Here is a 22,789-nt window from a genome sequence, read left to right as displayed (position 1 = left end):
GGGCTTTTACCGCTTCAGATGTTCGTCCAGCCGCGGCATGATCTCCACGAAATTGCAGGGGCGATGGCGCAGGTCGAGTTGCTGGCTGAGGATCCCGTCCCAGGCGTCCCGGCACGCGCCGGGGGAGCCCGGCAGCACGAAGACGAAGGTCGCGTTCAAGACGCCCCCGGTTGCGCGCGACTGGATGGTCGACGTCCCGATCTTGCCGTAGGAGATCTGGTGAAAGATGGCGGAAAAGCCGTCCATCGTCTTCTCGAACAGCGGTTCCAGTGCCTCGGGCGTCACGTCGCGCCCGGTAAAGCCGGTTCCGCCGGTGGTAATGACGACATCGATGCCGGGGTCGAGGCTCCAGGCGGTCACCTGGCGGGCGATCGCCTCGCGCTCGTCGGGAACGATGGCGCGGGCGGCGAGCGCGTGGCCGGCCTCCGTCAGGCGCGTGACCAGCGTATCGCCGGATGTGTCGGTCTCCGGCGTCCGCGTATCGGATACGGTAAGAACCGCAATGGAAACGGGCACGAAGCTGCGGGTGGTGTCGATCGTCATGGGGTCGTCGTCCTCTCGGCTGCCGGGCGGGAGCCCAGCGTGGTGCAGGGCAGGAGATACCAGGCCGGATAGGCCTCGCGGATGCGCGTCGCGGCATGATCGCGTGCTCGCGCATCGGAAAACAGCCCGAAACAGGTGGCGCCGGAGCCGGACATGCGGCAGAGCGCAGCGCCGGCGTCGCAAAGGGCTGCCCGCGCAAGGCCGATCGCCGGCGCAAGTCTGAGGGCCGGCGGTTCGAGGTCGTTGCGCAGCGCCGCGATCGCCGCCATCCACGCCTGCGGCCCGACAAGCCCATCGGGCAGTGTCAGCGGCGGATGCGTCTTCTCGGTCAGGGCGCGGAACACCGCCGGCGTGGAGACCGCAACGCCCGGATTGACCAGCAGAGCCGGAAAGGCAGGCAGGCCGGAGACGAGAGAGATCGCCTCGCCGATCCCGCGGGCGACGAGCGGCCGGCCGGTCAGGCACATCGGAAGATCCGCCCCGAGCGACAGACCGAGAGCGGCAAGGTCCGGATCCTCATCGGTTGCCGGCGCATGCCCCCAGAAACGCCGAAGGCCGATCAGCGCTGCGGCCGCATCCGCGGAGCCGCCGCCGATGCCCGAGGCGACGGGCAGGTTCTTTTCGAGGTGAAGGGCGACCGGCCCGCAGGCCAGCCCGCGCAGCGTCAGCTGCGTGCGCAGGCGGTTGCGCGCCTTCAGCACCAGATTGCCGTCTCCACCCTCGGCGCCGGTCGGCACATCCCCGGCAAAGGGGCCGGAAACGGTGAAGCTGTCCTCGTCTGCCGGCGCCAGCGACAGGCGGTCGCCGGCGTCGGCAAAGGTCACGAGACTTTCGAGCAGGTGATGGCCGTCGGCGCGCTGGCCGACGACATGCAGGGCGAGATTGATCTTTGCCGGCGCCACCAGCATCAGCGGCATGCCGGCGCCCTTATGGTCCGGGGCGACGGCGGCCGGGGAGGTGGCCCTTGCCGGCGCGTCGAGCGCGGCCGGCAGGACAGGCATGTCAGGCACGGCCCGGCGTCAGGACTTCTTGCCGGGCACGACCGCTTCCGGCGGCTTCGGCTTGCCCTCGGCTTCGGCGGCCGCGGGGACCTTGGTATCCAGCGGCGGCAGACCCTTTTCGATCTTCGCCTTGATCTTCGGGATCTCCTCCGCCTCCGGCTTCAGCTCCAGCGTCTGGTTCCACTGGAACACGGCTTCGAGCTTGCGGCCGACGCGCCAGTAGGCATCGCCCAGATGGTCGTTGATCGTGGGATCGCCGGCCATCAGTTCGGCCGCGCGCTCGAGTTCGGCCACGGCCTCGTCGAACTGGCCAAGGCGGAAATAGGCCCAGCCGAGCGAATCGACGATGTAGCCGTCATCCGGCTTCAGGTCGACGGCGCGGCGGATCATGTTCAACCCCTCTTCAAGGTTCATGTTCTTGTCCACCCAGGAATAGCCGAGATAGTTCAGCACCTGCGGCTGGTCCGGGTTCAGCTCCAGTGCCTTCTTGAAGCTCGGCTCGGCCTTTTCCCATTCCTTCAGCCGCTCATAGGCGATGCCGCGCTGGAAGAAGAGCGACCAGTCGCTGCGCTTGGGCACGGCGCCGACGATCTCGATCGCCTTGTCGTAGGTGACCGCCATCTCCTTGTAGTCCTTGGCGTCCGACAGCACGCTGCCATAGGCGACATAGCTGCGCACGTCCGTCGGATCGAGGTCGATCAGTTCGCGCAGATGCTTCTTTGCATCGTCCACCTTGCCGACTTCGGCCAGCGCCAGCCCCAGCTGCATCTCCGACAGGCGGCGCATGGGCGAGCCCTGCGGTATCTGCTGATAGAGCGCGATCGCGCGTTCCGGCTTCTTCAGTGTCTCGGCGATGCCGCCGAGCATCACGAGGATGTCGGCACTGTCGGGATCGAGCGCGCGCGCCGTCTGCAGGTAGAGCGAGACGATGTCTTCGGCCCCCTCGCGATTGAGCGCGGCACCGACGGAGAACAGCACGGCAGCGGCACCCTGGCTGGCATTGCGGACCTGCTGTTCCTGCGGCTTGCCGTCTTCGATGCTTTTGCGCAGCGCGTCGAGCGGCGCGTAATTGTTGATGAAATTCTGCCCGAGCGAGATCGTGTCGAGCGCCTTCTGCTTGTTGCCGTCGGTCGCCTCCAGCCGTGCCAGCGCGATGACGGAGCGGATGAACGTGTCCGGAGCCGCGCCGCCGCCGTTGCGGTCGGCCACGGCCTCGTTGAACTTGGTGCGGGCGGTCCGCTTGTCGCCGGCGGCAAGGGCGATCGCGCCCTGCTGGTAGTTCTTGAAGATGGCGAACCAATCCGGTCCCTTCATCTCCTCGATCATGGCGATGGCGTCCTTGGGCTTGCCCTGGCCGGCCTTCGCCCAGGCCAGGAGGAGGCCGTTCATCATCCGGTCGAGATCGTTCGGCCCGGAATATTTCAGGATCTTCTCGGCGTTGCGGAATTCCTTCTTGCCGATCGCATCGACACCGCGCACGACGGTGGTGATCCGCTCGACCGAGGCATCGCTCTTCAGCTCGTTCGCGATCTTCACGCCGTCGGCGAAATTGCCGTTCATCAGCGACGTGATCATCAGGCGCTGCTTGACCTCGACATTGTCCGGCTCGAATTCCAGCGCCGTCCGGTAAAGCTTGGTCGCGGTGTCCAGATCGTGGTCCACGTCGGCGGTGCGGGCCGCGAGGAACGAACCCGAGAAGCTGTTGACGGAATTCACATCGAACGGCTTGGCGGCGGTCTCTGTCGCCGGCGGCTTGGCCTCTTCCGCCAGAACAGGGCCGGAAACGACGCCGGCAAGCGTCAGAAACGCGACGCCGGTAAGCATCCGAAGAATATGTTTTTGCCGCATGACAAGCCTTTCGTTTCGGATGCGCCGCGCAAGCGCCTAACCGGAATCAGTTCTGTAGTGATACCGCATACTGCGCGGAACCGGAATTGCATCCCGATGCGTGCCGTTGCGACCGGACGGGGTCCGCTCCCCTTCGGGAGGGTCACCCATGGTTGCGGCAGGCTTGGCAAGACAGAATGGCTTTTTTGGCGCAGGCCGCCAGAAAATCGCCGGGATCCTGCCCGAAGCCGACAACCGGCGTCAGTTCACCCGGTCGATGCAGAAGTCGATGACCTCGAGCAGCGCATTCTTCCAGGGCGAGGCGGGCAGGGGCGCAAGCGCATCGCGCGCGATCATGCCGTAGTGCTTCGCCCGGGCGATGGTGTCCGTCAGCCCGCCATAGCGCGTGATGAGCCCCATGGCATGCTCGAGGTTCGCATCGCTGGCATTGCCGCCCTCGATCGCATCCTTCCAGAACGCACGCTCCTCGGCCGTTCCGCGGCGATAGGAAAGTATGACCGGCAGGGTGATCTTCCCCTCGCGAAAGTCGTCGCCGACATTCTTGCCGAGATCGACGGACTTGCCGCCGTAGTCGAGAACATCGTCGACCAGCTGGAAGGCGAGGCCGAGGTTCATGCCGTAGGATTTCAGCGCGTTGCGGGCGGAACGATCGGTCTTTGCGACGATCGGGCCGACTTCCGCGGCCGCGGCGAACAGGGCCGCCGTCTTCGCGCGGATGACGGCGAGGTAGTCGTCCTCCGTCGTTTCCATGTTCTTGGCGACGGAGAGCTGCAGCACTTCGCCCTCGGCGATCACCGAGGCGGCCGTCGAGAGAACGTCGAGCGCATCCAGCGAGCCGACCTCGACCATCATCCGGAAGGCCTGGCCGAGCAGGAAGTCGCCGACCAGCACGCTGGCCTGGTTGCCCCAGATCATCCGCGCGGTGGATTTGCCGCGCCGCAGATCGCTCTCGTCGACCACGTCGTCGTGGAGCAGCGTTGCCGTGTGCATGAACTCGACACTGGTCGCGAGCTTGACATGCGCATCGCCCTTGAAGTCGAACATGGCGGCGGAGGCCAGCGTCAGCATGGGGCGAAGCCGCTTGCCGCCCGACGAGATCAGGTGGTTGGCAACCTCGGGAATCATCTCGACGTCCGAGCCCGCCTTGGCCAGGATCAGCTGGTTGACGCGCTCCATGTCGGCCTTGGTCAGATCGACCAGCGGCTGCACCGAGGCCTGTTTGTTCTTGCCGTCTTCCAGCGGTATCACGACGCCCAAGGCGAAGCACTCCTGTTCAAGCTATTCTTCTGAGAATAGAAAGGGGTGGCATTCGCGGCAAGTGGCGATTTGCCCCAGGGCCCCGACGAAAGGCAAAAAAGCGAGCCAGATGAAAGAATTGATCCGTACCAACGACGCCGTCGTCCTCTCCTTTGCCGAAAGCCTGATGCGCGACGCGGGCATCATCTGCTTCATCGCCGACCAGGGCATGAGCATTCTCGACGGTTCGCTCGGCCTTTTGCCGCGCCGGCTGATGGTTCAGGGCGAGCGCGCCGACGAGGCGCGGCGCATTCTGTCGGATGCCGGTCTGGCCGCAGAGTTGCGGGACGCGTGACGTCCGGAGCCGCGCATGACGCTTGACAGGACGTCGGATCCCCACCCCGCTGCTGCAGCCGGCGAGACGGTGGACAGCTTCCACCGGGGACGCTTCCACCTCGTCCAGCCGCTGGGACGCGGCCATCGCGCCGGCATGGACGCGATGCTGCTCGCCGCCCTCGTGCCCGATCCGGGCCCGGCGCCGATCAAGGTGGCCGATCTCGGTGCCGGGGCCGGCGCGGCCGGCATGGCGGTGGCCGTGCGCGTGCCCTCGGCGCAGGTGCTCCTCGTGGAGCGGGCGGCCGAGATGGCGGCCTTTGCCCGCCGCAGCCTTGCCCTTTCCGAAAATGCCGCCTTCGCAGGCCGGCTCGACGTGCTGGAGGCCGACGTCGCGCTGACGGGGAGGGCGCGTGTCGAGGCCGGGCTGCCGAGCGACCTCTTCGACCATGTCGTCATGAACCCGCCCTTCAACAATGGGGCCGACCGCCGGACGCCGGATGCGCTGAAGGCGGCGGCGCATGCGATGAACGAGGGGCTGTTCGACGCCTGGATCCGCACCGCGGGCGCGATCCTGCGGCCCGGCGGGCAGGTGTCGCTGATCGCGCGGCCGGAATCGATCGGCGAGATCGTCTCGGCCTGCGGCCGGCGGCTGGGCGGACTGGAGATCACGCCGCTGCTGCCGCGTGCCGGCGAAAATGCCGTGCGCATCCTCGTCACCGGCATCAAGCAGTCCCGCGCGCGCCTTTCCCTGCGGGCGCCGCTGGTCATGCACGGCGCGGGCTCGCATGCCTTCCTGCCCGAGGTCGACGATCTCAACAATGGCCGTGCCTTCTACGCCCGCCGCTGAATTTCCCGTGATCCCGCCTGCAGGCCATTGCGCCTGCCGGGCCAATCCCTACATCCATCCGGCATCGTCTATAAAGAGGAGACAGATTTGGCCGGTTTCATCAAACGGTTGCTGCCGAAGCGCTTTCGCAAGCAGGGTGTGACCATCCCGGTCGTTCGCCTGCACGGGGCGATCATGGCGGGCGGCAGCGCCTTCCGGCCGATGCTCAACATTGCCGCCGTCGCGCCGCTTCTCGAGCGCGCCTTTGCCGACAAGGAAGCCCCGGCCGTGGCCATCGCGATCAATTCGCCGGGTGGCTCGCCGGTGCAGTCCCGGCTGATCTACCAGCGCATCCGCGATCTCGCCGCGGAGAAGAACAAGCGCGTCCTCGTCTTCGTGGAGGATGTCGCGGCATCTGGCGGCTACATGATCGCGCTCGCAGGCGACGAGATCATCGCCGATCCTACCTCCATCGTCGGTTCCATCGGCGTCGTGTCCGGTGGGTTCGGCTTTACCGAACTGCTCGACAAGGTCGGCATCGAACGGCGTGTCTACACGGCCGGCGAAAACAAGGTCATGCTCGATCCCTTCCAGCCGGAAAAGGAGAAGGATGTCGCCTACCTCAAGAGCCTGCAGCAGGAGATCCACGGCGTGTTCACCGGCATGGTGAAGGCGCGGCGCGGGCATCTGCTCAGCGAGGACAGCGAGATCTTCTCAGGCCTGTTCTGGACCGGCGAACGCGCCCGCGCGCTCGGTCTGGTCGATGGCCTCGGCGACATGCGCGGCGAACTCAAGCGCCGCTACGGCGAGAAGACGCAGCTCCGGCTTATGAGCGCCTCGCGCGGCCTGTTCGGCCGACGGCAGCCGGGTGTCGCCATCGCGAGCGGGCTTGCGCTTTCTGCCGTCGCGGGTCTTGCCGAAGCCGCCGAGGAAAAGGCATTATGGGGCCGGTTCGGCCTCTAAAGCGCGGTGCGCGAAAAAGGATTCACGCACCGCACTTTAGGTTCTTGTCTTGATGCGGGTCGTTTCCCGAAACCGCTGCACATTTTCGGGCGACATGCATCAGGATCAGGCCGCGCGACGGCAACCGGCAACGGTTGAGCGCTGGCGCGGCGTCCCCTCTCACAGGCTCTCTCGCAACAAGGCCGTACCCGTCCCCCTCTGGAACCCAAGATGCCGCAACTCCTTCTTCTCCTGATCGTCGCCGCCATTGCCTGGTTCGGTTACCGCAAGTTCGTTCTCGACGCCGAACGCCTTGCCCGCCAGCGCGAACGCGTCCGCAAGCAGCAGCAGACGGGATCGCAGGGCACGCTGGTGCAGGATCCCGCCACGGGGGAATATCGGGTGAAGAAGGACTGAGGGCGCGCTGCCGCCCGGTCGCGTCTCTTGTCTGTTGGCGTTTCGGAAAGGCCATCTCCGGGGCCGTCGACGACAGCCGGAGTCTCACCCTCGACATCGCGTCCGATCCGGCGCTGCGGATGGCAGCGAAGCTGACCGGGGGATCGTCCGCATCAACGGAAAGCCGTGCAGAGTGTAGCCCGGCCAGGTGACGGTCGCCTTGCTGGTCATCGGCGTCGCCATCGCAAATCTGCGCCCCGAAGCGCTTAAACATTGACCCCTGCCGCCGCCCGTGGCACTCGTCCGGTCTCATCTTTCCGTCACCAGCGATTGATCTTCCATGTCTGCCTTGACCGATTTCACCGCCTTGCCCGACCATATGAACCCGAAGCGTTCGTTTCAGGCGCTGATCCTCACGCTGCACGCCTACTGGGCCGACAAGGGCTGCGCGGTGCTGCAACCTTACGACATGGAAGTGGGCGCCGGCACGTTCCATCCCGCGACCACCTTGCGGGCGCTGGGGCCGCGGCCCTGGCGGGCCGCCTATGTGCAGCCTTCGCGTCGCCCGACCGACGGTCGCTACGGGGAGAACCCGAACCGGCTGCAGCATTACTACCAGTACCAGGTCATCCTGAAGCCGAACCCGTCGAACCTGCAGGAACTCTATCTCGGTTCGCTCGCCGCCATCGGTCTCGATCCGCTGCTGCACGATATCCGCTTCGTCGAGGACGACTGGGAAAGCCCGACGCTCGGCGCCTGGGGTCTCGGCTGGGAGTGCTGGTGCGACGGCATGGAGGTGTCGCAGTTCACCTATTTCCAGCAGGTCTGCGGCATCGAGTGCTCGCCGGTCTCCGGCGAACTGACCTATGGTCTCGAGCGGCTCGCCATGTATGTCCAGGGCGTCGACAATGTCTACGACCTCAACTTCAACGGCCGCGAGGGTGCGGAAAAGATCAGCTATGGCGACGTCTTCCTGCAGGCGGAGCAGGAATATTCGCGGCACAATTTCGAATATGCCAACACGGCGATGCTGCACCAGCACTTCATCGACGCCGAGGGGGAATGCCTCGCTTTGTTGAAGGCCGGCGCGCCGGGCGACACGGCCCATCGCGCGCTGCACAAATGCGTGTTCCCGGCCTACGACCAGTGCATCAAGGCAAGCCACGTCTTCAACCTGCTCGATGCCCGCGGCGTCATCTCCGTCACGGAGCGCCAGAGCTACATTCTGCGGGTGCGCACCCTGGCCAAGGCCTGCGGCGAAGCCTTCCTGATGACGGACGCCGGCGGCGTCAACCTTCCGGCGGCAGCGGCCTGAGATCGAAACCTGATCCGAGAGGCCCGACGGCAGACGCCCGACGGCAGACGCATGACGGCAGACGCATGACGGCCGCGCTGGTCTTCGCGCGACCTGACCTCTGCTGGCGGCCCGGCGGCTCAGCCGTGCCAGGGACGCGGGATCGGACGGTGAATGTTGAGCGGCGCGCTGTCGAGCATGGGCGGGGTGAAGCGATGGCGCTCGCCGCGCAGGGCGACGAGGTGGCTGATGCCGGTCAGCATCACGGCGGACAGGGCGATTACGGCAAGAAGCGTCATGTTCACGGTCTCCTATCTGCGGGAAGCCGCAGCTTCCCATGAGGTTTGTCAGGCCGTCATTGCCGACTGGACAGTGCCGATGCACCCGTGGCGCATCCATGACACCCGGCAGCGCGAACACCGCTGCGACGTCGGACGTAATCCGGAACAGGCGGCAGCTCTCGGGAGCGTGATCCGGCATGTCCCTCATCGGAAATCAGGCAATGGCGCGCGCCAAGGGTGCGTCGTCATCGTGACTGCGATCTTGGCAGCGTAAGCCGGATCGAGGCTGACGCCAATCCCGACAAATCGTGACTCATTTCCGGTGAAAGGACGCCGTTGCGGCCCGCCTCGTCTCTGCAAGACAGTGGGCAGCGGTGTAAAAGCACGCTATGGAGATGCGGGCAGCCCGCAGGGGCATCTGGGGAGAGAGTTAATGATTGCAGGTCTCGTCATTCTGGCCGTCGTCGCGGGCTATCTCGTCCTGGTCTATAACGGCCTCGTCAAGGCGCGGAACGTGAAGGAAGAGGCCTGGTCCGGCATCGACGTGCAGCTGAAGCGCCGCGCCGACCTGATCCCCAATCTGCTGGAAACGGTCAAGGGTTATGCAGCGCACGAGCGCGGTACGCTGGAAGAGATCGTCAACCTGCGCAATCGCGCCCAGGCCGTGCCGGCCGGCGACGTCGCGGGACGGGCACAGGCGGAAGGCCTGCTTGGGCAGGCGCTCGGCAAGCTGTTTGCCCTTGCCGAAGCCTATCCCGATCTCAAGGCCAACCAGAATTTCTCCGAGCTGCAGGCGTCGATCGAAGGCACCGAAGACGAGATCCAGATGTCGCGCCGCTACTACAACGGCGCCGCGCGCGACCTCAACGTGAAGGTCGAAAGCTTTCCGTCCAATCTCGTGGCGGGCCCGCTCGGCTTTTCCAAGGCGCCCTATTTCGAGATCACCAACGAGGCCGACCGCGCGGTGCCGACGATCAAGTTCTAGGCCCGCCGCCTCCGGAGTTTCACCGATGCCGCACGGTGCCTTGAGGGGCACGGAGCGCTGACAGATCACAAGAGACCGCCCGCATGACCCACGCTCCCATGACCCACGCCCCCAACCCGTCCGCCCAGAAGACCGCGATGCAGAAAGCCCTGATCATCACCCCGCCGGGCCATCCGCTGACCGGCGCCGTCAGCCCGCCCGGATCGAAGTCGATCACCAACCGCGCGCTGCTCCTGGCGGGCCTTGCCCGGGGCACGAGCCGGCTGACGGGCGCCCTGCGCAGCGACGACACCCGCTACATGGCCGAGGCCCTGCGCGCCATGGGCGTCGAGGTCCGGGAGCCCGACCCGACCACCTTCGTCGTCACCGGCACCGGCCGCCTCGTGGCCCCCGCCGCACCGCTCTTCCTCGGCAATGCCGGCACGGCCACCCGCTTCCTCACCGCCGCCGCCGCCCTGGTCGATGGCACCGTCGTCGTCGATGGCGACCAGCACATGCGCAAACGTCCGATCGCGCCGCTGGTCGAGGCGCTCCGGTCCCTCGGCGTCGAGATTTCGGCCGAAACGGGCTGCCCGCCGGTCACCGTGGCGGGAACCGGGCGCATCCCCGGCCGCCGCGTCGAGATCGACGCTGGTCTTTCCAGCCAGTACGTCTCCGCACTGCTGATGGCCGCGGCCGGAAACCTGCCGTCGGGGGCAGATCCGGCTATGGCGGAACCGCTCGAAATCGTCCTCGCCGGCGATGAGATCGGCGCGCGCGGCTACATCGACCTGACGCTCGCCGCCATGCGGGCCTTCGGTGCGCGCGTCGAGCAGGCCTCGTCCTCCGTCTGGCGCGTCTGGCCGACCGGCTATACCGCGACCGATTTCCGCATCGAGCCCGACGCCTCGGCCGCCACCTATCTCTGGGCGATGGAAAAGCTCACCGGCGGCCACATCGATCTCGGCGTGCCCACGGCGGATTTCTCGCAGCCGGACGCGCGCGCCCATGACGTCATCGCGCAGTTTCCGCATCTCCCGGCCGTCATCGACGGATCGCAGATGCAGGATGCGGTGCCGACGCTGGCCGTGCTCGCCGCCTTCAACGCGACGCCGGTTCGCTTCACCGGCATCGCCAACCTGCGCGTCAAGGAGTGCGACCGCGTGCGCGCCCTGTCGCTCGGCCTGTCCGCCATCCGTGCGGGGCTTGCGACCGAAGAGGGCGACGATCTGCTGGTGGCGTCCGATCCGGGCCTGGCAGGGCAGACGCTGCCGGCCGACATCGACACCTTCGCCGATCACCGTATCGCCATGAGCTTTGCGCTGGCGGGCCTGAAAATCGGCGGCATCGCCATCCTCGATCCCGATTGCGTCGGCAAGACCTACCCGGACTACTGGGATGCGCTCGCCTCTCTCGGCGTCGACATGACCCTGCGGTCGGCCTGATCCGATGCGGCGTGGGGGAGACAGCGTCCGCAAGAACTTTCCGGCAAGAGTGGCGCAGGACACGACCCTGCGCCTGGTGCGCCTGCTCGCGGGCCTCTGCATGGCGCTGCTTTTCCTTGCCGGTGCGACCGCCGGGATGGCAGCGGCCGACGAGCGCATCCTTTCCTACGACGCGCAGATCGAGGTTGCCCGCGACGGCACCCTGACGGTGACGGAAACGATCCGGGCGATTGCGGAAGGCGCCCTGATCAAGCGCGGCATCTACCGGGATTTTCCGCTCACCTTCACGGGCGAGGACGGCCGCACCCACCGCGTCGGCTTCCATCTCGTCTCGGTCGAGCGCGATGGTCAGGCCGAGCCGTCGCGCACCGAAACCATCGACAACGGCATCCGGATCTACACCGGCGACAAGGATGTGATCCTGCCGCAGGGCGTCCACACCTTCGCGCTGACCTACACCACCGACCGCCAGATCCGGTATTTCGAGGATCATGACGAGCTGTACTGGAATGTCACGGGAACCGGCTGGGCCTTCCCGATCGACGAGGCGAGCGCCACGGTGCTTCTGCCCGGCGGCGCGCGGCCGCAGGCGCTGAACGTGTTTACCGGCGCTTACGGCTCCAAGGAAAAGAACGCACGCGGGGCCCCGGCCGGCAATGGCGCAACGTTTCGCACGACGCAGCCGCTCGGCCCCAACGAGGGCCTGACCATCGTCATGCGCCTGAAGAAAGGCGTGATCGCTCCGCCGAGCGAGGCGCAGCTGCGTGCCGCCTGGTGGCAGGAAAACATGGCCGCGATCCTGGCCGGCGTCGGTCTTACAATCATCGCCGCCTATTACGGCTGGATCTGGCGACGCGCGGGACGGGATCCGGATGGGGGCGTTGTCGTGCCGCGCTGGGATCCGCCCGAAAACGCCTCGCCCGCTCTGGTGAACTACATCGACAATCGCGGTTTTGCCGACGGAGGATGGACCGCGATCGCGGCGGCAGCCCTCAACCTCGCCGTCACCGGCCGCGTCGTGCTGGAGGATCTGGAAAAGGCGCTCGTCATCTCCGCCACCGGCAAGGCGCCCGCCACCGAAAAGCTGCCGACGGGGGAGGCCGCCCTTCTGCGTGCCGTCGACGGCGCCGGCGGGCGGCTGGTGATCGACCGGCAAAACGGCCCTGCGGTCCAGAAGGCCGGCGACAGCTTCCGCAAGGCGATGGAAACCGAGCATCGCGGCAAATACTACAAGGCGAATATCGGTGCGATCATCGCAGGCATCGCCCTGTCCATCGTTTTCATCCTCGCCATCCTCGGGTTCGGCACGCTTGACGATGCGGGGGCGGCCATCGTCATCGTGCCCGTGGTCATCGCGGTGTTCACCGCCATCTTCATTGCCGTCATCGGCCGGTCCGTCCGGCGAAGGTCGAGCCTCGCGGGGCGCATCGCCGGCATCGTCATGCTGTCGTTCTTCGGTTTCGTCGGTGTCACGGTGTTCGGCGGCCTCGTCGCCTCCATCGCGTTCGATGCCGTAGAAACGCACCAGCTCCCGCTGCTGGCCGGCATCGGCGGCATCGTGCTGGTCAATCTCGTCTTCCTGTTCCTCATGGGTGCGCCGACGCCGGTCGGTGCGCGCCTGTCGGCCCATATTGCGGGTCTCCGGCAATATCTGACGCTGGCCGAGCAGGAGCGCATGAACATGGCGGGCGCCCCGACCATGTCGCCGAAACATTATGAAACCCTGCTGCCCTATGCGGTGGCGCTGGGTGTGGAAAAACCCTGGTCGAAGACCTTCGACGCCTGGCTGGCGACCGCGGCGGCCGGTGCCGCCGCCTATGCGCCGGCCTGGTATTCCGGCCCGGGCGGGTATGGCGGCTTCGGGGACCGCATGGGCGGCTTTGCCGGCTCCATGGCCGGGGCGATGCAGTCCTCCCTGCCGCCGCCGCCCAAGAGCTCCAGTTCCGGCTTTTCCTCCGGCGGCGGCTTTTCCGGCGGTGGCGGCGGTGGGGGCGGCGGCGGCGGCTGGTAGCCGCAAACAAGCCCGCCGAAGCGCACCTATCATGGTGACTTTTGCCGACGGGATTGCTAAGGCGACGGGCATCCGTTCGCTTCACCGAAAAGTCTGAGTGCCATGCCCGATCTTCTGCTTGAACTCCGCTCCGAGGAAATTCCCGCCGGCATGCAGCGCAAGGCTGCGGGCGACCTGAAGAAGCTCCTGACGGATGCCATGGTCGAGGCGGGCCTGACCTATGAGGGCGCCCGCGAATACTGGACGCCGCGCCGCCTGACGCTCGACATTCGCGGCGTCACCGCCCGCTCGGCCGATGTGCGCGAGGAGAAGAAGGGCCCGCGCACCGATGCGAACGAAAAGGCGATCGACGGATTCCTGCGTGCGGCGGGCCTGACCTCGATCTCGCAGGCGCACGTCCATTCCGATCCGAAGAAGGGCGATTTCTACGTCGCGCATCTGGTGAAGCCCGGCCGGGCCGCCGAGGCGATCGTCGCCGACGTGATGCCCGGCATCATCCGCAATTTCCCTTGGCCGCGCTCCATGCGTTCGGGCGTCGCCTCGGCCCGTCCCGGCGCCCTGCGCTGGGTGCGCCCGTTGCAGTCGATCGTCTGCACCTTCGGGCCCGAGAACGAGGAAACGCAGGTCATCGCCTTCGAGGTCGACGGCCTGGTCGCCGGCAATGTCACCTATGGCCACCGCTTCCACGCGCCGGACGCGATCACCGTTCGTCGCTTCTCCGATTACGTCGAGAAGCTCGAAAGGGCCAAGGTCGTCCTCGATGCCGAGCGCCGCAAGGAGATCATCGCGGCGGATGCCGGCAATCTCGCCTTTGCGAGCGGCCTGGAACTGGTTGAGGATCCGGCTCTGCTCGAAGAAGTCTCGGGCCTGGTCGAATGGCCGGTCGTGCTCATGGGCACCTTCGACGAAGGCGATCTCTCGATCCCCTCCGAGATCATCCGGCTGACCATCAAGACCAACCAGAAGTGCTTCGTCACCCGTCGTCCCGGCGAGGACACCCTGTCCCATCACTTCATCCTCGTCTCCAACATCGAGGCGAAGGACGGCGGCAAGGAGATCGTGCACGGCAACGGCAAGGTCGTGCGCGCCCGCCTGTCGGACGCCCGCCACTTCTGGACCCGCGACCAGAGCGACCTGCCGGACCTCGAAACCCTGCGCCGTTCGGCCGAAGCCTTCGATCTCGATCTCGCCAAGCCGCTCGACCAGCGGATGGCCAAGCTCGATGCGCTGAACGTCACCTTCCATGCCAAGCTCGGCACCGAGGGTGCCCGCGTCCGCCGCATCCGCGCGCTCGCGGCCGATCTCTGCGCCGTCACCGGTGCCGATCCGAAGCTGGTCGATCGCGCCGTGGTGCTTTCGAAAGCCGACCTGCGCACCGAAGCCGTCGGCGAGTTCCCTGAACTGCAGGGCATCATGGGCCGCAAATATGCGCTGTTGCAGGGTGAGACCGAAACCGTAGCGACCGCGATCGCCGAACACCGCAAGCCCCAGGGCCCGACGGATGTCGTGCCGACGGACCCGGTCTCGCTGACCGTGGCGCTCGCCGACAAGCTGGATACGCTGGTGGGCTTCTGGGCGATCGACGAAAAGCCCACCGGCTCCAAGGATCCGTTTGCGCTGCGCCGTGCGGCACTGGGTGTGGTGCGAATGCTTTTGGAGCGCAAGATCCGCGCCGGGCTCGTCTCCCTCTTCAGGATGCACGGACCGCGAGTCGTTGCCGATATCAAGGCGGGCGACGCCCGGGCCTTCGAGACCGAACACACGGCCGACCTCCTCTCGTTCTTCCATGATCGCCTGAAGGTCTATCTTCGGGATCTCGGCGCGCGGCACGATCTGATCGATGCCGTGCTTGCGGCCGGCCCCTCATCCACCCTCCGGGCACCTTCTCCCCACTTGCGGGGAGAAGGAGAGGAGAGCGCCGAGGGTGCCGCGTCCTTCTCCCCGCAGGCGGGGAGAAGGTGGCCCGAAGGGTCGGATGAGGGGCATGCCGCCGGCAACGACGATCTTCTGACGGTTGCCCGCCGGGTCGAGGCGCTGACGGCGTTCGTGACGTCGGAGGAGGGGCTGAACCTGCTCGCCGGGACCAAGCGCGCAACGCAGCTGCTGGCGGCCGAGGAAAAGAAGGGCGCCGTCGTTACCGACACGGTCGATCCTGCCCTGTTCGCCCTGCCGGCGGAAGGCGAGCTATACGCCGCCGTCAGCACGGCAACGTCTGCCGCCGCCGAGGCGGTTGCAGGAGAGGATTTCCGCGCTGCCATGGAGGCGCTCTCGACCCTGCGGGCGCCGATCGACCGGTTCTTCGCCGACGTCCTCGTCAATGACGACGATCCGGCCATTCGCGCCAACCGTCTCGCGCTGCTCGGCCGGATCCGCGCCGCCACGGGCACGGTCGCGGATTTCTCGCGCATCGCAGGATGAGCGGGACGGTGGGTGCGGGCGCGAGGATCCTCGTCAGCGCCTGCCTCATGGGCCATGCCGTGCGCTATGACGGCCGGGCAAAACCCTTGCGGCACCCCGCGCTCGAGCGCTGGCAGGCCGAAGGCCGCCTGGTGACGATCTGTCCGGAAATGTCGGCCGGCATGCCCGTGCCGCGTGCCCCTGCGGAAATCGCGGGGGGCGCAAGCGGCGCGGACGTGCTTGCCGGTCGGGCCCGCGTGTTCGAGGCGACCGGCGGCGATATCACCGACGGCTTCCGGCAGGCGGCCGAAAATGCCTTGGCGCTTGCACGTGCGACCGGCTGCACCCATGCGCTGCTGATCGACGGCAGCCCATCCTGCGGATCGCGCAGGATCTATGACGGCGCGTTTTCCGGACGGCAGCAGGACGGCGAGGGGGTTGCCGCAGCACTTCTGCGCCGCAACGGCATACGGGTCTTTGCCGATCACGAAATCGACGCCCTGGCGGCCGAGATCGATAACGGCTGATGGCCGGAGGGTTTCTGCGAGGGGGCGAGACCAGGCGAAGCGCGCGTCCCGGGCAACAAGCGCACGTCAAAAAAATTGCGCCCCTGCTTCTCTCAGGGACGCAATTTTCCGCCTTTGTTGAAGGCGCTTGCCCGTGAGGCCTGGAGGCCGGCGAGGGCAGGGACTGGAAGTCGCGATCAGTTTAGCCGAAGCTGAAGGCTTTGCCCATCAAAATCGTGTGAAGACGACGAGGCCGTGTCGGCCGCGGTCGGCGACGGGGTCGCAGACGCCGTGGACGCGGCTGGAGATGTGGCCAGAGACGTGGCCGGAGAGGGGGCCAGAGACGGGTCCTGAGAGGAGGAGGATGCGGACTCGGGGTCCGAAGGCGCGACGGAGACCGCGGCGATCGAGGCCGACGCCGTCCCGCCGAGCGAGGCCGTGGTCATCGCCTTGTCAACCGTCACCGTCGTGCCCCCCTCGGGCGGCGCCGGGCGGCCAGCCTCGCCGATCACCGTTGCAGGGCCGGCCGGGTGCGCCGGCTCGCCGCGTGCAAGGCGCACATCCTCGTCGGATGCCTTGCTGACGAAGGTCACGGGCGAGCCGCCAAGCCAGGCTTCCTCCCGGACGATCTTCATCTCGCCGTTGATTTCCTTGATCTCGCTCCGGTCCGTGCCGGGCACGAGCTCGGGCACGACATAGGTCACCGCGCGGGGGTCGGGCTTCAGGGCCGGGCAATCCGTGCAGTGCATGATCGTGACGCTCGGCGCTGCGTCCGGTGGCGTGTGCACATAGTCGAGCGAGGACGCCCGGGCCGCAAGAGGGGCGAGGCCCGCAATGGCCGAGATGGCCGAGGCAACGGCGAAGCCCGCCGGCAGAAATCCGCGCATCAGTGTCTCCCACATATCTGGGAGCAGAATACGATCCCGCGGTTACGGTCCCGTCAGGAGAATTGGTAAAGTTTGAATGAACGGCGCGAAAGCGCGCGATGTGTTGTCAAGACAAACGCGCGCTCAGGCGGTCCGGTTGACCGCGCGCCAGCCGATGTCGCGCCGGCAGAAGCCATTGTCCCAGGATACCGTGTCGACCGCCGCATAGGCGAGATCCCGTGCCGCCTCCACGGTCTCCCCGACGGCGGTCACGTTGAGCACGCGGCCGCCGGTCGCCACCAGCGCACCGTCCTTCAGCGCGGTGCCCGCATGGAACACCTTCATGGACGGGGCCTCCGGCGGCAGCGCGGCGATGGGCGTGCCCTTGTCATACGCGCCGGGATAGCCCTTCGACGCCATCACCACGGTCAGCGCCGTCTCGTCGCGCCATTCGGCCTCAAGCCCGGCCAGCCCGCCGCTTGCGGCTGCGAGCAGCAGCGGCAGAAGATCGCTCTTCAAGCGCATCATCAGGACCTGACATTCCGGGTCGCCGAAGCGCACATTGTACTCGATGAGTTCCGGACCCTTGTCCGTGATCATCAGCCCGGCAAAGAGCACGCCTTCGAACGGGTGTCCGCTGTCGGCCATGCCGGAGAGCGTCGGCTCGATGATCTCGCGCATCGTGCGCGCCACCATCTCGTCGGTCATCACCGGAGCCGGGGAATAGGCACCCATGCCGCCGGTGTTCGGGCCCGTATCGCCGTCGCCGACGCGTTTGTGGTCCTGCGCGGAGCCGAGCGGCAGCGCGTTCTTTCCGTCGCAAAGGCAGAAAAAGCTCGCCTCCTCGCCATCGAGGAAGGCCTCGACCACGACCTCGGCACCGGCCGCGCCGAACGAGCCGGAGAAGCAGGCTTCGATAGCGGCAACGGCCTCCTCGACGGTCATGGCGACCGTCACGCCCTTGCCGGCCGCAAGCCCGTCCGCCTTGATGACGATCGGGGCACCCTGCTCGTGGACATAGGCGATCGCGGGACCGGCGTCGCCGAACCGGCGATAGGCACCGGTCGGGATGTTGTAGCGGGCGCAGATGTCCTTGGTGAAGCCCTTGGAGCCCTCGAGCTGGGCCGCCGCCTGGGAGGGGCCGAACACGAGGATGTTCTCCGCCCGCAGCATGTCGGCCAGGCCGGCCACCAGCGGCGCCTCGGGGCCGACCACGACGAACTCGATGCCGGCGCTCAGGCAGAAGGAGAGGACCGCCTCATGGTTCTCGACGTCGATCTCGATCAGCGTGGCCACGTCCGCGATGCCGGGATTGCCCGGTGCCGCGAAAAGCTGGGTGAGGCGGGGCGACTGGGCAAGCTTCCAAGCCAGGGCATGTTCACGCCCGCCCGAACCGATCAGCAATACCTTCATCGTGTCTCGTCCTTCAAGCAACCGGGCAAGCCGAGGGAACGACCGGGCGTCGACCGGCCAGCAAACCTTGCTGTTGCGGTTAAGGCGGCACTCCCCCGGGGTCAAGGAAAAACGCCCGGGATCCCGTGTCCGAGACCGGACGAAACCCGCAAGCCCGCGCCGTCTAGAGGAGCCGCAGCGTCCCGCGGGCGCGCGCGACGGCGCTGGCCGGGCGCTCGCTCGGCCGCATCGTCGCCGTCTCGCTCACCCGCTGCAGCGCCCAGATGCCGAGCTCGTCCAGAGCGAGCGGCTTGGAGATGAGGTAGCCCTGAAAGAAGTCGCAGCCGGCGCGGGTGAGGAAGTCGACCTTCTCGGCACTGTCGATCCCTTCGCCGATGACCGACATGCCGCGCGCATGGCAGAGCGCGATCAGCGCCGTCAGGGCCGGGGAGAGGTCGGGCGTCGCCATGGTCTCGACGATCGCCCGGTCGAGCTTGATCGTGTCGGCGGTGTATTCGATGATCTGCTGCACGGAGGTATAGCCCGCGCCGAAGTCGTCGATCGAAATCCGGAAGCCGCGGCTGCGCAGCGCCTCGAGATTGCGATGCAGCTGGTCCCCGAGCTTGACAGCGAAGGTTTCGGTCAGCTCGATCTCGATCCGGTCCGGCGGGATGTCGTGACGAGCCGCCTCGCGGCTGAAATGATCGCCGATGCTGCGCGAATGCAGTTCCGCCGAGGAGATGTTGATGGCCAGCACGGCCTGCGGCCCGAACATGTCGCGGATCGTGCCATAGTCGCTCATCGCGCGGGACACCACCCACCAGTCGATCTTGGTGAACTGCCCGGAGCTTTCCGCGATCGGCACGAATTCGTCGGGCGTGACGCGGCCGAGCGTCGGCGATGTCCAGCGCAGAAGGGCCTCGCAGCCGGTGACGCGACCTCCGGCATCCACGATCGGCATGTAGACGAGGTGGAACTGCTCGTCCGGGTCGAGCAGGCGCAGCTCTTCTTGAATCTGCCGCACGCGGTCGCGCTTGTCCTGCAGCGCGCGGGAAAAACGCGACGACCGGTTCTTGCCGCTTGTCTTCGCCTGGTACATGGCCGCATCGGCATTGGAGACCAGCGCGGCAACGCTCGTGGCATCGCAGGGGCAGATGGCGACGCCGATGCTGGCGGTGACGGGATGCACCTTGTCCCGAACCTCGAACCCGTGCGTGAACAGCGCGAGGATCGCGTCGCACGCCTCGCGGATCGCGCCGGTGCCCGGTTCCGCCTGGAGGAGCACGGCGAATTCGTCGCCCGACAGGCGTGCGAGCACGGCGCTCGGCAGCCCCCGCCGCGTCATGATCGGGGCGATGGTATCGCGCACGCGATCGGCAAAGACGCGCAGCAGTTCGTCGCCGACGTCGTGTCCGTGCTTGTCGTTGACGAACTTGAAGTGGTCGATGTCGATGAAGAGGAGCGCGGCGCTGGCATGGCCCTCGACCGCCCGCTGCACGATCCGCCCGGCCAGCACGTTGAAGCGGTTGCGGTTCAGCATGCCCGTCAGCGCATCGGTCCAGGAGGCCTCCTGGACGCGACGAAGCGCGCTCGACGACTGGTCGTGCAGCTTCTTGATGTTGCCGGTCAGCCGGCCGATCTCGCCGTTTCCGCCGACATCGACGATCTGCTCGGACCTCTCGTCCATCACGGCGGTGACCTGCTGGTCGAGGGCCGCGATGGGATCGGTGATGAAGCGGCGGATGAGCGCGATCATCAGGCCGATGGAGAGCAGGCTCATGCCGACGGTGCCCAGTCCCAGCACCAGTTTCAGCTGCCACAGCGCCGTCGAGACATAGGCGTCGGGAACGCGCAGCGTCAGGTGCAGTTGCGGGATCAATTCGACGGAAGCCGCGAGTTCGCCGCCCTGCGCCGGCGTCGGTGCGTCGCGCGTGAACAGCGGCTCGGTGCCGTATTCCGTTTCCAATGACTGCAGCATGGCCAGAAACTGGTCCGGCTGGATGGCGACCTGCACGAGAAGCGCCCGGCTGCGATTGCTCGGCAGCGCCCGGCTGAACGTCGTGGGATCGATATATTCGGAATAGACGAGGAGCGGCCGGCGGTCGTCCGCGCTTCCCCCCGAGCGTCCGTCGAGGAACGTCCAGTTGCGCAGGACCTCGCTGCGGGACAGAGTCTGCGCCAGCGTCATCTGGGCCGGGCTGACCTCGGCGAAGGGGTCGTCGCTGTTTTCGAAATAGTAGCCGATCGAGAGGTCCGGCTGCAGGATCGAGAAGGAGACATAGGCGCGCGGATCGTCCGACAGCGAGCGGATCGACGCCTGGATGCGCAGGGACAAGGCATTGTTGCGGTAACTGTCGTCCGGCTCGGACACGAACAGGCGGACGGCATTTCCCTCGAGCAGCGAGTAGAGGAAGCTGCGGCTCTGGTTGGCGTCCGTGCGGAACAGGGCCTCGGCATGGTCGAGCTGCTGGGAGATGCGGGCCTTCTCCAGCGACAGGAGCGCCTTGCTCTCGACCACGTAGACAAGGCTCGCCGCCAGCAGATACCCGGCAAGAACGATCGGAAAGATCAGATAGACCGCGCGCTTGCCGAGGGTCACTGGAAGTTCGCCATGGCGCTGATGATCCGGCGTCGGGTCTGGATCGAGGAAACCGAAAGCTCCGTCTGGTACTGGCTCCTCTTGAGGATGTCGTCCGGCGTGTAGATCGCCGGATCGTTCTTGACTGCGTCCGGAAGGAGCGCGAGCGCTGCGGTGCTGGATGCGGGCATGCCGAGGGTCTGCGCGTTCCTGGCCGCGCTTTTTGCGGAAAGGATGAAGTCGAGCAGCTTCATCGCCTGCGCCTTGCGTGGCGATGCGGCCGTGACCGCCAGGCAATCGAGCCAGGAGAGCGTTCCCTCGTGCGGCACGACATAGCGCCAGATGCCGGGCGTCCCCGTTTTCTCGTTCAGAACCTTCTGGTCGCCGCTATAGGCGAGCGCCATGTAGATGTCGTGCCCGTAGTCGGGATTGTCGATGGAGGTGATGACGTAGTCGTAGGTCAGCACCGACGGCGCCTGGCCCTTCATCAGCTCGAAGGCTTCCTTCAGCGTTTCCGGGTCGTTGGCGTTGATCGACTTCCCGAGAAGGACGAGCGGCGCGACGAAGGCCTCGTTGTGGTCGTCATACATCGCGATGTGCTTCTTCAGCGCCGGCGCCGGCTGCATGAGGTCCTTCCAGGAGGACGGAGCCACGCCGATCTTGTCGGAGCGATAGACGATCCCCATGGTTCCCCAGAGGTAGGGCGCTCCGTAACCGCCGCAGCGCGAGGTCCACTGCGTCGCGTAATCCTTCAGCGACGGCACGCCGTCCACGTCGATCGGCGCGAGAATGCCCCGCTTGCCGAAGAGCGCGCTGCCGTTCTCGCCGACGACGCTGAGGTCGATATTGCTGTTGGGGTCGGCAAGGATCTCGTCGCGGGCGTCGCCGCTGTCGAAGTAGATCTGCCGCACCGCGATGCCCGTCGCGGCCGTCCAGTCGGAAAGGATGGCCGGGTCGATATAGGCTTCCCAGATCAGGAGGTTCAGGGTCTCCGCGCGTGCCGGCGCCGTGCCGCCGAAGAGACACAGCAGAAGCGCTGTCGCAGCAAGTCCCTGTCGCATCCGGCTTCCCTTCCATGGTCGTCAAGAAGGATAAACGAAAAAACTTGCTGAAACTTTACGCCGTTTTCCCCGTCAGACAGGGAAGTCCAAGCAAGGTCAGATGCTTGCGGAGGGCGTCGGCCGTCGGTCACGGGCAGTCGCAGCCCGCCGCGTGCCGCCCTTGGCGCGGCTTTGGCGCGGCTCCGGCGAAAGCCTGTTCGCCAGACGCCACGTTTCCTGTAGACCCGTGGCAATGGCGACGGCCCGACACTTGCCGGAACGTTGCGAATGCATCAATCATGACCGTCGAACCGATCCGGGTTTCGACGGCGCCAGCGAGGAGACATCGCCTTGACCTATCTATTGATCAAATCCTTCCATGTGGCCAGCATGGTCGCCTGGATGGGCGGCATGGTTCTCCTCTCGGCGATCCATCTCTGGCTGGCACGGGCGCAATGTCCGCGCACCGACCGCGAGACCGCGGTTATCGCGTCGGTCAAGCGCTGGGATGGGCGCGTGACCTCGCCGGCGATGGGCCTGACCTGGCTGCTCGGGATCGTCGCGGCCTGGCAGGGCGACTGGTTCACGGCGCCCTGGCTCCACGCAAAGCTGCTGCTGGTCGTCGTTCTCTCCGCGCTGCACGGCATGCTGTCCGGGGCGTTGCGCCGCACCGCCGCCGATCCCAACCGCCGCCCGCCGGCCTATGCCCGCCATTCCGGCGCGATCGTGCTCGTGATCATGCTGGTCATCGTGCTTCTCGTGATCGTCAAGCCGTTCTGAACCGACGGTCCCGATCCTAAACTCCATGTCGCCTGACCGATCGCGTGCCGGCCCGGCGTAAGGTCGATGCGCCTTGACCGGACCGGGGGGAGACGGCAAACAGGAGC

21 protein-coding genes are annotated in these 22,789 nt (G+C 66.7%); 12 read left to right on the top strand and 9 right to left on the bottom strand.

The window, feature by feature from the left end; genetic code table 11:
* Positions 1 to 6: 6 nt before the first annotated feature.
* The 4 genes from moaB to ASG03_RS02615 form a co-directional block, all read right to left on the bottom strand.
* The gene (moaB, locus tag ASG03_RS02630) at positions 7 to 543 is read right to left on the bottom strand and encodes a molybdenum cofactor biosynthesis protein B (protein WP_062691993.1); all 537 of its coding nucleotides are present in this window, start codon (positions 541 to 543) and stop codon (positions 7 to 9) included.
* Positions 540 to 1,460, bottom strand: a complete 921-nt coding sequence (locus ASG03_RS02625) for a 4-(cytidine 5'-diphospho)-2-C-methyl-D-erythritol kinase (protein ID WP_062693013.1) — start codon at positions 1,458 to 1,460, stop codon at positions 540 to 542. The genes moaB and ASG03_RS02625 overlap by 4 nt, the downstream gene beginning before the upstream one ends.
* Before the next feature lie 102 nt (positions 1,461 to 1,562).
* Entirely contained in the window at positions 1,563 to 3,392 is a 1,830-nt protein-coding gene (locus ASG03_RS02620) for a tetratricopeptide repeat protein (RefSeq protein WP_062691991.1), read from the bottom strand.
* 240 nt (positions 3,393 to 3,632) lie between these two features.
* On the bottom strand, positions 3,633 to 4,649 hold the full coding sequence (locus tag ASG03_RS02615; protein ID WP_062469621.1) for a polyprenyl synthetase family protein: 1,017 nt from the start codon (positions 4,647 to 4,649) through the stop codon (positions 3,633 to 3,635).
* Between the two features lie 109 nt (positions 4,650 to 4,758).
* Between ASG03_RS02615 and ASG03_RS02610 the strand changes: the two genes are divergently transcribed.
* From ASG03_RS02610 to ASG03_RS02590, 5 genes are all read left to right on the top strand, one after another.
* Positions 4,759 to 4,983, top strand: a complete 225-nt coding sequence (locus tag ASG03_RS02610) for a putative signal transducing protein (RefSeq protein WP_062469619.1) — start codon at positions 4,759 to 4,761, stop codon at positions 4,981 to 4,983.
* 15 nt (positions 4,984 to 4,998) lie between these two features.
* Positions 4,999 to 5,811, top strand: a complete 813-nt coding sequence (locus ASG03_RS02605; protein ID WP_062469616.1) for a tRNA1(Val) (adenine(37)-N6)-methyltransferase — start codon at positions 4,999 to 5,001, stop codon at positions 5,809 to 5,811.
* An 87-nt stretch (positions 5,812 to 5,898) separates the two neighbouring features.
* Positions 5,899 to 6,753: a S49 family peptidase gene (locus ASG03_RS02600; protein WP_062469612.1), complete on the top strand. Its 855-nt coding sequence runs from the start codon at positions 5,899 to 5,901 to the stop codon at positions 6,751 to 6,753.
* 210 nt (positions 6,754 to 6,963) lie between these two features.
* Positions 6,964 to 7,149, top strand: coding sequence for a hypothetical protein (locus tag ASG03_RS02595; protein ID WP_062469609.1), 186 nt, complete (start codon positions 6,964 to 6,966; stop codon positions 7,147 to 7,149).
* 319 nt (positions 7,150 to 7,468) lie between these two features.
* On the top strand, positions 7,469 to 8,443 hold the full coding sequence (locus tag ASG03_RS02590) for a glycine--tRNA ligase subunit alpha (protein ID WP_062469606.1): 975 nt from the start codon (positions 7,469 to 7,471) through the stop codon (positions 8,441 to 8,443).
* A 119-nt stretch (positions 8,444 to 8,562) separates the two neighbouring features.
* On the opposite strand, the gene ASG03_RS21290 is transcribed toward ASG03_RS02590, so the two are convergent.
* Entirely contained in the window at positions 8,563 to 8,721 is a 159-nt protein-coding gene (locus ASG03_RS21290; protein ID WP_156379831.1) for a hypothetical protein, read from the bottom strand.
* On the opposite strand from ASG03_RS21290, the gene ASG03_RS02585 reads away from it, so the two are divergent.
* The 6 genes from ASG03_RS02585 (at position 8,720) to ASG03_RS02560 (ending at position 16,047) form a co-directional block, all read left to right on the top strand.
* Complete coding sequence (locus ASG03_RS02585) at positions 8,720 to 8,977, top strand: hypothetical protein (protein ID WP_062691986.1); 258 nt, start codon at positions 8,720 to 8,722, stop codon at positions 8,975 to 8,977. The genes ASG03_RS21290 and ASG03_RS02585 overlap by 2 nt on opposite strands.
* 159 nt (positions 8,978 to 9,136) lie before the next feature.
* Positions 9,137 to 9,688: a LemA family protein gene (locus ASG03_RS02580; RefSeq protein WP_062469600.1), complete on the top strand. Its 552-nt coding sequence runs from the start codon at positions 9,137 to 9,139 to the stop codon at positions 9,686 to 9,688.
* Positions 9,689 to 9,825: 137 nt separating this feature from the next.
* Positions 9,826 to 11,112: a 3-phosphoshikimate 1-carboxyvinyltransferase gene (aroA, locus tag ASG03_RS02575; RefSeq protein ID WP_062693012.1), complete on the top strand. Its 1,287-nt coding sequence runs from the start codon at positions 9,826 to 9,828 to the stop codon at positions 11,110 to 11,112.
* Between the two features lie 73 nt (positions 11,113 to 11,185).
* Positions 11,186 to 13,123: a DUF2207 domain-containing protein gene (locus ASG03_RS02570; RefSeq protein WP_156381746.1), complete on the top strand. Its 1,938-nt coding sequence runs from the start codon at positions 11,186 to 11,188 to the stop codon at positions 13,121 to 13,123.
* A gap of 102 nt (positions 13,124 to 13,225) precedes the next feature.
* The gene (glyS, locus tag ASG03_RS02565) at positions 13,226 to 15,541 is read left to right on the top strand and encodes a glycine--tRNA ligase subunit beta (RefSeq protein WP_062691984.1); all 2,316 of its coding nucleotides are present in this window, start codon (positions 13,226 to 13,228) and stop codon (positions 15,539 to 15,541) included.
* Positions 15,538 to 16,047: a DUF523 domain-containing protein gene (locus tag ASG03_RS02560; RefSeq protein ID WP_062691983.1), complete on the top strand. Its 510-nt coding sequence runs from the start codon at positions 15,538 to 15,540 to the stop codon at positions 16,045 to 16,047. Before glyS ends, ASG03_RS02560 begins: the two co-directional genes overlap by 4 nt.
* Before the next feature lie 176 nt (positions 16,048 to 16,223).
* Here ASG03_RS02560 and ASG03_RS02555 read toward each other — a convergent pair whose 3' ends face one another.
* From ASG03_RS02555 to ASG03_RS02540, 4 genes are all read right to left on the bottom strand, one after another.
* Positions 16,224 to 16,913 (bottom strand): plant virulence effector HPE1-like domain-containing protein, encoded by a 690-nt coding sequence (locus ASG03_RS02555; RefSeq protein WP_062691981.1) that lies wholly within the window; start codon positions 16,911 to 16,913, stop codon positions 16,224 to 16,226.
* A gap of 123 nt (positions 16,914 to 17,036) precedes the next feature.
* On the bottom strand, positions 17,037 to 18,305 hold the full coding sequence (gene purD, locus ASG03_RS02550; protein ID WP_062691977.1) for a phosphoribosylamine--glycine ligase: 1,269 nt from the start codon (positions 18,303 to 18,305) through the stop codon (positions 17,037 to 17,039).
* A gap of 163 nt (positions 18,306 to 18,468) precedes the next feature.
* The gene (locus tag ASG03_RS02545; protein WP_062691976.1) at positions 18,469 to 20,883 is read right to left on the bottom strand and encodes a putative bifunctional diguanylate cyclase/phosphodiesterase; all 2,415 of its coding nucleotides are present in this window, start codon (positions 20,881 to 20,883) and stop codon (positions 18,469 to 18,471) included.
* Positions 20,880 to 21,923 (bottom strand): polyamine ABC transporter substrate-binding protein, encoded by a 1,044-nt coding sequence (locus ASG03_RS02540; RefSeq protein ID WP_062691975.1) that lies wholly within the window; start codon positions 21,921 to 21,923, stop codon positions 20,880 to 20,882. The genes ASG03_RS02545 and ASG03_RS02540 overlap by 4 nt, the downstream gene beginning before the upstream one ends.
* 330 nt (positions 21,924 to 22,253) lie before the next feature.
* On the opposite strand from ASG03_RS02540, the gene ASG03_RS02535 reads away from it, so the two are divergent.
* Entirely contained in the window at positions 22,254 to 22,682 is a 429-nt protein-coding gene (locus tag ASG03_RS02535) for a CopD family protein (protein WP_062691974.1), read from the top strand.
* The last annotated feature ends 107 nt before the right edge of the window (positions 22,683 to 22,789 follow it).

The sequence above is a fragment of the Rhizobium sp. Leaf341 genome, from assembly GCF_001424325.1.
Lineage (GTDB): Bacteria > Pseudomonadota > Alphaproteobacteria > Rhizobiales > Rhizobiaceae > Ferranicluibacter.
The sequence above is the reverse complement of the archived record's forward strand: the minus strand, read 5'-3'. Positions and strand labels throughout refer to the sequence as shown.

Coding starts and splice junctions, on each gene's coding strand:
- ASG03_RS02625 (WP_062693013.1), bottom strand. CDS start 1,460: ATGCCGCTGATGCTGGTGGCGCCGGCAAAGATCAATCTCGCCCTGCAT.
- ASG03_RS02620 (WP_062691991.1), bottom strand. CDS start 3,392: ATGCGGCAAAAACATATTCTTCGGATGCTTACCGGCGTCGCGTTTCTG.
- ASG03_RS02595 (WP_062469609.1), top strand. CDS start 6,964: ATGCCGCAACTCCTTCTTCTCCTGATCGTCGCCGCCATTGCCTGGTTC.
- ASG03_RS02555 (WP_062691981.1), bottom strand. CDS start 16,913: ATGCGCGGATTTCTGCCGGCGGGCTTCGCCGTTGCCTCGGCCATCTCG.
- purD (WP_062691977.1), bottom strand. CDS start 18,305: ATGAAGGTATTGCTGATCGGTTCGGGCGGGCGTGAACATGCCCTGGCT.
- ASG03_RS02560 (WP_062691983.1), top strand. CDS start 15,538: ATGAGCGGGACGGTGGGTGCGGGCGCGAGGATCCTCGTCAGCGCCTGC.
- ASG03_RS02590 (WP_062469606.1), top strand. CDS start 7,469: ATGTCTGCCTTGACCGATTTCACCGCCTTGCCCGACCATATGAACCCG.
- ASG03_RS02585 (WP_062691986.1), top strand. CDS start 8,720: ATGTTCACGGTCTCCTATCTGCGGGAAGCCGCAGCTTCCCATGAGGTT.
- glyS (WP_062691984.1), top strand. CDS start 13,226: ATGCCCGATCTTCTGCTTGAACTCCGCTCCGAGGAAATTCCCGCCGGC.
- ASG03_RS21290 (WP_156379831.1), bottom strand. CDS start 8,721: ATGACGCTTCTTGCCGTAATCGCCCTGTCCGCCGTGATGCTGACCGGC.
- ASG03_RS02580 (WP_062469600.1), top strand. CDS start 9,137: ATGATTGCAGGTCTCGTCATTCTGGCCGTCGTCGCGGGCTATCTCGTC.
- ASG03_RS02610 (WP_062469619.1), top strand. CDS start 4,759: ATGAAAGAATTGATCCGTACCAACGACGCCGTCGTCCTCTCCTTTGCC.
- aroA (WP_062693012.1), top strand. CDS start 9,826: ATGCAGAAAGCCCTGATCATCACCCCGCCGGGCCATCCGCTGACCGGC.
- ASG03_RS02605 (WP_062469616.1), top strand. CDS start 4,999: ATGACGCTTGACAGGACGTCGGATCCCCACCCCGCTGCTGCAGCCGGC.
- ASG03_RS02540 (WP_062691975.1), bottom strand. CDS start 21,923: ATGCGACAGGGACTTGCTGCGACAGCGCTTCTGCTGTGTCTCTTCGGC.
- moaB (WP_062691993.1), bottom strand. CDS start 543: ATGACGATCGACACCACCCGCAGCTTCGTGCCCGTTTCCATTGCGGTT.